The organism is Anaerobacillus sp. QJM3NY_17 (assembly GCF_056173665.1).
Genome location: NZ_CM149685.1, coordinates 4025589 through 4037200 on the forward strand (window position 1 = coordinate 4025589; position 11612 = coordinate 4037200).

9 protein-coding genes are annotated in these 11612 nt (G+C 41.4%); 1 reads left to right on the plus strand and 8 read right to left on the minus strand.

Annotated features, from left to right (window positions below):
* Nucleotides 1-2: 2 nt before the first annotated feature.
* From iolE to AC0VYV_RS20595, 7 genes are all read right to left on the minus strand, one after another.
* Entirely contained in the window at nt 3-896 is an 894-nt protein-coding gene (gene iolE, locus AC0VYV_RS20565) for a myo-inosose-2 dehydratase (protein ID WP_475374224.1), read from the minus strand.
* 10 nt (nt 897-906) lie between these two features.
* Entirely contained in the window at nt 907-2808 is a 1902-nt protein-coding gene (iolD, locus tag AC0VYV_RS20570; protein ID WP_475369080.1) for a 3D-(3,5/4)-trihydroxycyclohexane-1,2-dione acylhydrolase (decyclizing), read from the minus strand.
* 107 nt (nt 2809-2915) lie between these two features.
* Nucleotides 2916-4376: a CoA-acylating methylmalonate-semialdehyde dehydrogenase gene (locus tag AC0VYV_RS20575; RefSeq protein ID WP_475368140.1), complete on the minus strand. Its 1461-nt coding sequence runs from the start codon at nt 4374-4376 to the stop codon at nt 2916-2918.
* Between the two features lie 17 nt (nt 4377-4393).
* Entirely contained in the window at nt 4394-5392 is a 999-nt protein-coding gene (gene iolC, locus AC0VYV_RS20580; RefSeq protein WP_475368141.1) for a 5-dehydro-2-deoxygluconokinase, read from the minus strand.
* A gap of 46 nt (nt 5393-5438) precedes the next feature.
* Nucleotides 5439-6251 (minus strand): 5-deoxy-glucuronate isomerase, encoded by an 813-nt coding sequence (gene iolB / locus AC0VYV_RS20585; protein WP_475368142.1) that lies wholly within the window; start codon nt 6249-6251, stop codon nt 5439-5441.
* A gap of 80 nt (nt 6252-6331) precedes the next feature.
* Complete coding sequence (gene iolG / locus AC0VYV_RS20590; RefSeq protein WP_475374225.1) at nt 6332-7354, minus strand: inositol 2-dehydrogenase; 1023 nt, start codon at nt 7352-7354, stop codon at nt 6332-6334.
* Nucleotides 7355-7370: 16 nt separating this feature from the next.
* Nucleotides 7371-9122: a solute:sodium symporter family transporter gene (locus tag AC0VYV_RS20595; protein WP_475374226.1), complete on the minus strand. Its 1752-nt coding sequence runs from the start codon at nt 9120-9122 to the stop codon at nt 7371-7373.
* 631 nt (nt 9123-9753) lie between these two features.
* Between AC0VYV_RS20595 and AC0VYV_RS20600 the strand changes: the two genes are divergently transcribed.
* A complete protein-coding gene (locus tag AC0VYV_RS20600) occupies nt 9754-9918 on the plus strand; it encodes a Fur-regulated basic protein FbpA (protein WP_475374227.1) in 165 nt (54 codons plus the stop codon).
* A gap of 105 nt (nt 9919-10023) precedes the next feature.
* Here the strand turns inward: AC0VYV_RS20600 and AC0VYV_RS20605 are convergent, their stop codons facing one another.
* Entirely contained in the window at nt 10024-11607 is a 1584-nt protein-coding gene (locus tag AC0VYV_RS20605) for an ABC transporter substrate-binding protein (RefSeq protein WP_475374907.1), read from the minus strand.
* Nucleotides 11608-11612 lie beyond the last annotated feature (5 nt).

Sequence of the window (11612 nt, forward strand, 5' to 3'; positions counted from 1 at the left end):
CCTTACACTCCTGCAGTTTCTTTCAAATACTGGCGCGCCATAAGAGCGTATTCAAATGGATTGGCAATTGCAGGATCTTGCTCTGCCTCGACGAGAAGCCAGCCTGTATAATCTGATTCGCCAATGCTTTTCAGAACCGGTTCAAAATCAATATCACCGTTACCTGGAACGGTAAATACTCCTTCTTTCACTGCCTGGAGAAAGCTGAGCTTTTCTTCTTTCACGCGATTGGCGATCGGATTGCGCACATCTTTCAGATGAACATGATGAACGCGATGCTGAAATTTCTTCAACACGTCAAGCGGGTTTTCATCTGAAAAATACAAATGACCTGTATCATAAAGAAGATGAACTTTCTCAGGATCAGTCATCTCCATCAGTCTATTGATTTCATCCGCTGTCTGAATACCTGTTCCCATGTGATGATGAAAAACAAGCTTCATCCCCTTCTCATGTGCCAGTTCCCCGAGCCGATCAAGACCTGAAGCAAGTCGTTCCCATTCTTGATCTGAAAAAGACGGCTTATACTCAAAGAGCGGAATGTCCTGACCCTGAATGCTTTTTCCTTGTTCTGATACGACGATTACCTTTGCTCCCATTTCATGAAGAAAATCGCGATGCTCAAGGAAGGATTTTTCCGTTATTTCATATGGTTTTGTTGTGAGGTAAGCACTGAACCACGCGCTTACAATTTCGATATTTCGTATGGATAAAGCTCGCTTTAATACATGCGGATCTCTAGGATATTTATTGCCAATCTCCGTTCCAGAAAAACCCGCTAACGCCATTTCACTGACGCATTGTTCAAATGTAATTTCTTTCCCAAGCTCCGGCATATCATCATTTGTCCATCCAATTGGCGCAATGCCTAGCTTTACACTGTTTTCACGAAACATGATTTCCCCCTTAATAGCGACGTGCGATTTCTAACTGTTTTTCCTTTTCTTTATAAGCTTGTTGGATCGCTTCCTTCTTCGACGTTTCAGCTACGCCAACGTGCCACCATGATCCATAGCCATCCGTCATCGTCTTAGGCAAAACTTTAATGTCAATAAGCGTTGATACGTTCTGTTCCTTCGCATCTTCTATCGCATTTTGAAGTTCATCCATTGTTCGAACAGAATAGGTTTTCACCCCATATCCGCTCGCACTTTTCGCAAAATCAATTGGCATTAACTCACCAGTTAACTGCTGATTGTCCCGCTTTCGAAACTCAGTCCCAAAGCTCCCCATGCCGTTACCCATCTGCAAGTTATTAATACAGCCAAACCCGGCGTTATCAAAAAGAATGACGTTAATTTTAAGCCCTTCTTGTATGCTAGTAACTAGCTCGGAGTGGAGCATCATGTAGCTTCCGTCTCCAACCATGGCATACACTTCCTGATCTGGAGCTGCCATTTTTGCTCCAAGTGCTCCTGCAATCTCATATCCCATACAAGAATAACCATATTCCATATGGTACGTGTTCGGGGTATGAGTCACCCACATGCGCTGGAGATCTCCTGGCAAACTACCTGCTGCACCTACAACAATCGCATTTTCAGCAATAGAACGGTTAACCTCTCCTAGAACTGCTGTCTGTGTAAGTGAAGACTTAAGAACTTGTTGATACTCGGATAAATCAAGTTGACTCTCAATTTCAGGTTGATAGTTTTCGTCTTCATAGTTCGTCTTATATAATCGCTCAAGTTCATCTTGCCACTCTGCTTTCGCTTGCTCAATCTGATTTCCATAAGTAGTGAAATAAGTGCCAAGATGATCATCTAATGCTTTAAGGGCCGTTTTGGCATCCGCCACTAAAGTTGTCGCATCGAATTTATTTGCATGATAATCTGATAGATTAATATTTAAAAAGGAAACATCGGTATGTTGGAAAAGCTGTTTGGATGACGTTGTAAAATCAGAAAAACGTGTACCTACTCCTATGACAAGATCTGCTTCTCTCGCCAAATCATTTGCTGCTTTGTTCCCTGTTACACCTACTCCACCAAGATTGTAAGAATGGGTGCTTTCTACAGCGCTTTTCCCTGCCTGTGTTTCAGCAAAAGGAATGTGATACTTTTCTGCAAATGCTTTTAATGTATCGCCTGCTTCAGAATAGCGGACACCACCACCACAAATAATAAGGGGCTTCTTTTTTGAACGAATCAATTGAACAGCTTCATTTAGTTCTGTTTCACTTGGCTGTTTTCTATTTAAACGATGTACCCTTTTCTTAAAGAAGCTCTCCGGATAATCATATGCTTCCCCCTGAACATCTTGAGGAAGAGCAATCGTAACAGCACCTGTGTCTGCAGGGTTTGTTAAGACACGCATGGCGTTTAACATCGCAGTCATCAGCTGTTCTGGCCTCGTAATTCTATCCCAATATTTGCTCACAGGACGATAGGCATCATTCGTCGTGATGCTTGCATCATGTGTTTGTTCAACCTGCTGTAATACCGGATCTGGCTGACGCGAAGCAAAAGTGTCTCCTGGTAGAAGAAGCAAAGGAACATTATTAGCAGTAGCAGTAGCGGCAGCTGTGATCATATTCGCTGCACCTGGACCCACTGATGAGGTACATGCGATCAGTTGCTTTTGACGTTTCTGTTTCCCAAATGCTGTCGCTGCATGCGCCATTCCCTGTTCGTTACGCCCTTGATAAACTTCTAGATCCCCAGAATCTTCTTCTAGAGCCTGACCAAGTCCAAGAACATTGCCGTGTCCAAAGATGGTAAAAATCCCTTTGAAGAGCTTCTGCTCCTCTCCGTCTCGATCCATATACTGTTGATTTAAAAATTTTATGAGTGCTTGAGCCATTGTCATTCTCAAATGATCACCTCCATGAAAATAAAGAAAAAATTAACTTAATAATGGATAACCCTTCATCAAGGAATAAAGCCGGACGGTTTGCACCTATCCGGCTATTCTTTTTATACCCAGCGTGTTGTAACTACTTTTTTGCGCGTGTAGAATTCCACTCCGTCAGAACCGTTAGCATGAAGATCACCATAGAACGAATCTTTCCACCCAGAGAATGGGAAGAAGGCCATCGGGGCCGGCACGCCAATGTTAATTCCAAGCATACCTGCATCAATCGTTTCACGGAATGTACGTACTTTACCGCCGTGGTTTGTGAACAGGCAAGCTCCGTTAGCGAAGCGGGATTGATTTGTTAGCTCTACCGCTTCTTCTAGATTTTTCACACGAGAAATCGAAAGAACCGGAGCAAATATTTCATCCTGCCAAATTTTCATTTCGCTCGTCACATTATCAAAAATGGTCGGTCCAACAAAATAACCTTCTCGCTGAATATCCTGATCCTTACGACCATCGCGAATCAGTTTCGCTCCTTCATTTTCACCTGTTTCAATGTATTGAAGCGTCCGTTCTTTGTGCTGATCACGAATGACTGGTCCAAGGAAAACATCGTCCTCCAGGCCATTCCCAATTTTTATTTCGTTCGACTTCTGAACGAGCGTTTCGATAAACTGATCAGCTACACTTTCTTCTACAGCCACAACCGAGCAAGCCATGCAACGCTCACCAGCCGAACCGAAAGCGGCATTTAACACCTGCGTTGCTGCATTTTCTAAATTAGCATCTTCAAGAATAATCGAATGGTTTTTAGCACCTGCTAGCGCTTGAACACGCTTAAGGTTTTCTGTTCCTTTTTTGTACACGTATTCTGCCACTGGTTGAGAACCGACGAACGAAATCGCTTTTACTTGTTTATGTTCAAGAAGACCGTTCACCACATCATGAGCGCCATGCACAATATTAAATACGCCTTTCGGAAGCCCTGCTTCTTCAAGAAGCTCCGCCAGACGATTAGCAAGGAGAGGCGTGCGTTCTGATGGCTTCATAATGAAGGTATTTCCAGTTGCGATAGCCATCGGAAACATCCAGCATGGGACCATCATTGGGAAATTAAATGGTGTAATGCCACCAACAACCCCAATTGGATAACGGTAAACACCTGACTCTAACCCTGTTGCAATTGACGGAAGCTGTGAGCCCATTGTTAATGTCGGAGCACCTGCAGCAAATTCCACACACTCAATGCCACGTTGCACTTCTCCCTTTGCTTCTTTCACATTTTTTCCGTTTTCAATTGTAATTAACTCAGCAAGCTGATCCCAGTTATCGACGAGGAGCTGCTGGTACTTAAATAGAATTCGTGCACGACGAGGTACCGGGACTTCACTCCATGTTTTGAATGCTTCCTTCGCAGTCGCTACTGCATGATCAAGGTCTTCCTTTGTGGAAATCGGAACTTCAGCAATGACTTCTCCTGTTGCCGGATTATATACCGGCTGATATTCCTTCGTTTTCGAATCAATCCATTCTCCACCTACATAGTTTTGAATTGTTTTTACCGCTGTTTTTGTCATATTATTTCCTCCTAAATTTAGACTGGTTGAAATTCTGATGTGCGAATTTTTTCATCAACTTCTTCACTCGTTGGCATTGCTTCCGAACAGCTGTGTTTTGAGATAACAATGCTTGCTGAAGCGCTTCCATATTTCATCGCTTCAGATAAATCCCAGTGATTAAGTAATCCATATATAAATGCAGAAGCATAAGAATCACCAGCACCGAATGTTTTCAGAACTTTTGTTTTAAAAATCCCGCCACGATGTGCACTACCGTCTTTGGAATAAGCGATCGAACCTTCCCCACCATGCTTAATTACGACGACTTCCGCATGATGATCGAACCATTTTTGAGCGGTACGTTGATCATTTTTATCCTCTTTCTCAAATTGTTCCATCATATTAAACTCTTCTCTTGTTCCGATAATCACATCACACTTTTCAGCAGCAAGATTATAATAGATGGCTGTCTCTTTGGCTGAATTCCAGCTGTAAGGACGATAATCAATATCAAAGATCACGATGACGTCATGTTTGCGTGCGTATTCAAGAGCAAGAAAAACAGCTTCTCTTGAAGGACTTTGGGAAAGGGCAGTTCCTGAAATCAGAAGTGATTTGGACTCCCTAATGTAGTCTTCTGAAATATCTGTTGTTTCAAGTTTTAAATCGGCTACATTATCACGGTACATGAGGATGCTACATTCCTCGGGACTTTTAATTTCAGTAAAGGCAAGACCCGTTACTGCTCCTGTCTGGTCCTTCACGACACTTGACGTATCTATTTTGTTCCTTTCAAGATAATCAACGATATAGTTTCCCATTTGATCACTTGAGACTTTCCCAATAAATCCGCTGTTCAAGCCAAGTCGCGCTGCTCCAATAGCAATATTTGCTGGTGAACCTCCGACGTATTTCGTAAAAGAATAAGTTTCTTCCATCGGTCGATTGATTTCATTTGCGTTCAAATCAATGCACAGTCTTCCAAGTCCGATTAAATCAATAGGGCGATCTTTTTTGAAATCAAGGTGATACATTCGTTTTCCTCCATCCCAGTTAGGTTAAGCGCTTACCTTAAAGGCATTACTTCATTACATTTTCAAATAGCCATTCATGATCCGGGTCGTTATGGAATTTCCAGGTTCTTTTGGGGCCAGCCATTACATTTAAATAATAGGATTCATATCCTGGAATTGATGAGACGGGATGATACCCTTCCGGAACTAGAACGACATTTCCATTCTCAACGCTCAGTGTTTCATTTAAACTCCGATTGTCGTTATAAACTCGTTGGAACACGAAACCTTGAGGTGGATTAAGTTCATGGTAGTATGTCTCCTCAAGATAGGATTCATATGGTAAATGATCGCGATCATGCTTATGAGGTGGGTAGCTTGAAGTGTTTCCATCAGGTGTATATACTTCTACCACAAGTAGACTGTCCGCCTCTTTTTGCTCTGGTAAGATATTGTGAATTTTACGAGACATCTTTCCATGTCCTCGATCTTCTACGCCAACATCGTCTGGAGCAATTAGTCTTGCTTGATAAGATCCTCTACCGGGGGCAGAACAAACGGCAAGTTTCATATCACTTAAAGCAGTTACTTCATAATGATCATCGTTTGGTATATAAACGGAATATGGTGGAATTTTTTCGAATACACTCATACGCTTTCCGATGTTCACGAATTTTTCTTTATTCGTTTGGACATCTGCTTTTCCGCTTAGCAAAACTAGACAAACTTCTTGATTGTTTGTGTTCTGCTTTAGCGTACTCCCCTTTTCTAACGAGTAGACTTCAAAGCCCACATACTCCCACCCCGCTGATTCAGGAGTTACTCTAAGTATGTTGCCTTCTTCAGTTGCCTGGTTAGGTTTGATAAGCAATTGAGACATGATCAACTTCCTCCTTCACAATAATTAAGGTAAGCGCTTACCTTGTCTATATTCGAGTCTACAACATGATGTTTAAAAATTCAATCTATTTTTACTGGAATTAGCTCAGAAAGTGTAACCGTTCGACCCTCTTGCCACGATAAGCGGGCAGCGAGCGCAAGATTTTCAGCCTGTAACCCGTCATATCCACTGCACGTTAAAGGCTTTTGTTCCAATATAGATAAAGCAAAATCCCTCACTTCTTCTACATAAGCTTCTTTATAGCGATCAAGGAAAAAGTATTTAGGATGATCACTTGTCACCGATTCTCTCGTGCTAATTTTCACGGTCGTATTTTGTTCATTCTCAGCAGAAACAACGCCTTTATCTCCAAAAACTTCGATTCGTTGATCATATCCATAAGCCGCCTGACGACTATTGTCTATTACTCCAAGACTACCGTCTTCAAAAGTTAGCGTGATGATGGCTGTATCGACATCGTCGTTTCGTTTGAATTTCTCATCAATTAGATTGGCTGCTTTCACTGTGACATCTACAACTTCTTTTCCAGATAAATAACGAATCATATCAAAATCATGAATGGTCATATCCATGAACATACCGCCGGATCGCTGGATATAAGCTTCTGGTGGTGCTTCAGGATCTCGAGAAGTTACTTTGATCACGTGCGGTTCACCAATTGTACCGGAACGAACTGTTTCAAATACTTTCCTAAAATGCTTATCATAGCGACGATTGAAGCCAACTTGAAAATTGATCCCAGCGTCTTTAACAACTTGAAGAGCTTCACGCGTTTCTTCAATTTGAAAACTGACTGGCTTTTCGCAAAAGACGTGCTTTCCTGCTTGTGCAGCTCGTTTAATAAAATCAACATGCGTATCTGTTGATGAGCAAATAAAAATAGCGTCGATTTCAGGGTCTAAAAAGAGGTCATTAGGGTTAGTTGTAATGATTGCTTCCTTATCATATACCGTCCCCTCAAGGTGTGAGATATGAATATCTGAAATACTTCTCAACTGATAGTAAGGTGATTGAATTAAGTTATCAGCATGTAATTGACCGATGCGGCCACCTCCGATAATACCTGCAGTTACTTTTGACATGTAAAATCCCCTTTCTTTATAGTGATGATTGTTTTAGAGCCTGGTTAAACTTCGATCGCTCTGCTTCCTGTTTCCTTTGTTTCAATGTCGTACTTCGCCAGAACCAGATCACTCCACTTATTAAAACTAACGTTCCAAGCATGAAAACAAGTGACATTGGTGAATATTCGGTACTAGCTTCTGCCACTCCTATTGGAGAGAAGAAAGCATAAACACCGATCATCAGTACTAGGATAAAAATCGAGAAAATCCTGGCGTGCTTCCATGGTGTGAGATCGACTTTTTTAGAATCATATAATTCGTAAGCTGTCGTTCTCGGTCGAAGCTTACCAACTAGCACCATAACAAAAATGTTGAGTGGGAACAGAACGGAAAGAACGTACAGAAAATTCACGTGGCCAAGCAACACCTTTGATAGAGCATAAACGACTATATGAACTAGAATCGTTATTTTTGGTGCACTTGACGGTACATGTTTACTAAAGAAGCCTACAAGTACCATGGCGATAATCGGTATATTGTAAAAACCAAACATTTCCTGAAGATAATAGTACAAACCCGAAGGAGCAAAGATAATGAACGGCGCCACAATTACGGCAACCGCTGCAAGTCCACCGGCAAAAATCCTTCCCACTTTAACAAGCTCTCGTTCCTTTGCATTGGGTTTGAAAATTGGACGATAAATGTCCAAAGTAAAAAGAGTAATAGAGCTATTTAATGCTCCATTAAAAGAACTTAAAATTGCTCCGAATAGAACGGCAGCTAAAAACCCAGATAGCGCCAGGGGAAGAACATCTGTCACTAATGACGGATACGCCATATCAGCGTTCTTAAGTCCACCTTCTCCGTAAAGTAAGAAAGCAATGATCCCAGGTAAAACTAAAAAGAAGGCACCAAATATTTTAAAGAAGCCTGCGTACAAAACTCCCTTTTGTCCTTCTGCGAGATTCTTTGCTCCTAACGTCCGTTGAATAATTGCCTGGTTGGTACACCAATAGAAAAGGTTATTAAAAAGAAGACCCGTTAAAAGCACCGTCCACGGAACAGACGATTCATGATTTCCAATCGCATTTAGCTTGGCAGGATTGGCATGAAGTAGTTTATCTACTCCATCAACAAGATTGCCGCCTCCAAGAGCAACTAATGCAAGAAAGGGAATCAGAAATCCTCCTATAATTAGCCCAACACCATTGATCGTATCGCTAATGGCACAAGCTCGTAACCCACCAAAGATGACATAGCAGCAGCCAATAATTCCGATCGCAAAAGCAACGATCATGACGGTTGTAAACTGGCTCGTCCCGCTAATGGTTGACAGCGAGAAAATACTATCTAATACAAGTGCACCAGAATAGAGGACGGTAGGTAAATAAGCAACCGCATATCCAAGAAGAAATAGAATCGAAACAATTTGTCGCGTTCGAAGATCATACCGCTGTTCCAGAAAGTCAGGGATCGTGGATATTCCTGCTTTTAAATACCTTGGAAGGAAGATAAAAGCCATGAATATAAGCGCTATAGGCGAGGTTACTTCCCACGCCATTACGACCATTGATTCACCAAACCCCTGTCCATTCAGTCCTACCATTTGCTCTGTTGAGAGGTTCGTTAAAATAAGTGATCCTGCAATAACAATACCCGTTAAACTTCGACCAGCCAGAAAATAACCATCGGAACTTGTTAAGTCTGTTTCTCTCGTCTTATACCAAGAAAGCCAGGCGACAAAACCCGTATAAACAAGAAAACTACTAACAATCACCCACATCATAGGCGTAGACCTCCGTTCCAAGTAATTTTGTTGATTTGCGTAATAGAGCAAATAAATTAAACCAATCTACTTATAACATGTTTATAAGCTTCACAAGGAAAGCGCTTACCTTATTAACGAAATTAATGTACCATGATTGTTCGCCTTATAATTAATGCACTTTTCCCCTGGAAAACAAAACTCAGTGAAAACGGCGACATCATCATGACTTATCACTTATTTTCAAATCCACAAATCAAGTCTCCTTCCTAAAAAAGTAAAAGAAAGCGCTTACCTTAGTTATTATAAAACACATTTTTTCTACACGCAATGTTTTTTGTGATTTTTCAGAAAATAAAGACCTTAGTTGCATATTTCTTCTTAACCTTTTCTGAATCCAAATCGGGTTAGCTTAAATTTTAAAGAAACATGGAGTATAGCTCATTTGAATGTCCGTGTGGAGTGGACTTTGTTTCTTTTTTGTATGTGAAGGGGGTCAGGCGCGCGCCTGACCCCCTTCACCGCACATCGCTCCACTTCTCCCTCCTTTCACACATTCTTTGTTAATTTCTTCACAATTTCTTAACACACAAAAGAAGCAAAACGCGTTATGCTAGAGTCAGCATGATAGTAAAGGAAGGAGGTTGTGTTCATGGGAGTTCAACTCCGTAAAGGCATGATTGATCGTCGAACCTACCTAATTCGTAAGTTACTAAATTCACCACACAATCGAGAAGACCTTACTCAACTTCATAGCCTCACATTAACAGAGCTTGAGAAGAAGTATGAGAGAGAAAATCGTATGAAAACATTTTAAAGAGTAGTTCAATAGATAGAAAACCGCGCATTGTCTGCCTCAGGCGGACAATGCGCGGTTTTTGTTTGTATGTGGGGTTAGGCACGTGCCTGACCCCTCACAAAACTATTGCTCAAACTCTACTTTCAACATCTCTACACTCGAGTTAGGATGGGGGTTAAATTTCTTTATATTATCTTTCCCTGCTACTACTGGAGTTGAGTGAACAAGTGGAATCCACGGTGCGTCTTCATGGATAACTTCGAGAGCTTTTTTGTAAAGCTCATTTCTTTCTTCCTGTTCGACTGTAGACTGAGCTTCTACGAGAAGATTATGCAATTCTTCGCTTTCATAGCGAGAAGAGTTACTGCTTCCTACCATTTCTTTATCAAGGAGAGTATACAACACATTATCTGCATCACCATTTTGAGCAGTCCACCCAAGGAGGAAGGAATCTGCTTCTCCTCCTATGACTTTCTCGACATAAGCTGCCCATTCATAGGTTTTAATCGTCGTTTCTACTCCTATTTCTTTGAAGTTAGATTGGATGGCTTCTGCTACTTTTTGCCCATCAGGCATGTACGGGCGTGATACTGGCATTGCCCATAGTTCCATCTCAAACCCATCAGCATATCCCGCTTCTTCAAGTAGGGTCCTGGATTTATCGAGGTCATAATCATATTGTGTAATGTCCTCATTATATCCCTGGATAGATGAAGGAATCGGGTTTTTAGCTGGCTCAGCTTGTCCTTGATAAAAGGCTTTGATGATAGCTTCTTTATCAACAGCATGATTTAATGCCTGTCTCACTTTTTTACTTTTCAGAGGGCCCCGGGTGACATTCAATCCCAAATATCCAATATTCATTGATGGTCTAGTAAATGTTGTGAGATCCGAATTGTCTTCAATTTGCGGAACATCACTTGGCATAACTCCATCCATCATATCAATTTCCCCCGTTTTTAATGCATTCAATCGAGCGGCATTGTCTGGAATCGATTTAAAAATCACCTGTTCCAATTTGGGATAATCGTCTATCCAATAATCATTGTTTTTCTCTAAAACTATTTTGTCATTTCGTTTCCACTCTTTAAAGACGAAAGGACCCGTTCCGACTGGTTGCTTTCCATAGTCACTTCCACTTGCTTTTAGTGCTTTTGGACTAGCGATAGAGAAAGGCGTCATCGATAAGTTTTTCAAAAATGGAGCTTGTGGTCTTTTTAAATCGATCTCAACTGTGTATTCATCAATTGCTTTCACATCCTTGATGATATGATCTTCATCTCCTTTAAACCCTCCGAACATCGAACGATAGAAAGCAAAGGGTTCCGCCTGATCCTCTTTGGGACTCATCCACCTTTCAAAATTGTAAACAACAGCATCTGCATTAAATGCTGTTCCATCATGGAAAACTACATCTTCTTCCAAAGTGAACGTATACTGCCGACCATCTTCAGAAACTTCCCAATCAGATGCAAGAGCCGGGTGAACTTCTGTATCCATATCCCCAAATTGAACAATAGTATCATAGATATTTTCTGCAACTTTGAACGATTCGCCATCTGTTACAACAGCTGGATCCAGGGATACAGAATCTCCACCTCTTCCGAAAATCATTGTAGTTTGCTTATTACTTTCGGAACCGCTATTAGCATTAGACGAACACCCGACAAGACTTATACCAAGAACGAGAGTTAAGGTCAGAATCATGAGTC

What these genes read in the sequence shown, in the direction of transcription:
- iolE (WP_475374224.1), bottom strand. Translation starts at nt 896, where the DNA reads ATGTTTCGTGAAAACAGTGTAAAGCTAGGCATTGCGCCAATTGGATGG.
- iolD (WP_475369080.1), bottom strand. Translation starts at nt 2,808, where the DNA reads ATGACAATGGCTCAAGCACTCATAAAATTTTTAAATCAACAGTATATG.
- AC0VYV_RS20575 (WP_475368140.1), bottom strand. Translation starts at nt 4,376, where the DNA reads ATGACAAAAACAGCGGTAAAAACAATTCAAAACTATGTAGGTGGAGAA.
- iolC (WP_475368141.1), bottom strand. Translation starts at nt 5,392, where the DNA reads ATGTATCACCTTGATTTCAAAAAAGATCGCCCTATTGATTTAATCGGA.
- iolB (WP_475368142.1), bottom strand. Translation starts at nt 6,251, where the DNA reads ATGTCTCAATTGCTTATCAAACCTAACCAGGCAACTGAAGAAGGCAAC.
- iolG (WP_475374225.1), bottom strand. Translation starts at nt 7,354, where the DNA reads ATGTCAAAAGTAACTGCAGGTATTATCGGAGGTGGCCGCATCGGTCAA.
- AC0VYV_RS20595 (WP_475374226.1), bottom strand. Translation starts at nt 9,122, where the DNA reads ATGATGTGGGTGATTGTTAGTAGTTTTCTTGTTTATACGGGTTTTGTC.
- AC0VYV_RS20600 (WP_475374227.1), top strand. Translation starts at nt 9,754, where the DNA reads ATGGGAGTTCAACTCCGTAAAGGCATGATTGATCGTCGAACCTACCTA.
- AC0VYV_RS20605 (WP_475374907.1), bottom strand. Translation starts at nt 11,607, where the DNA reads ATGATTCTGACCTTAACTCTCGTTCTTGGTATAAGTCTTGTCGGGTGT.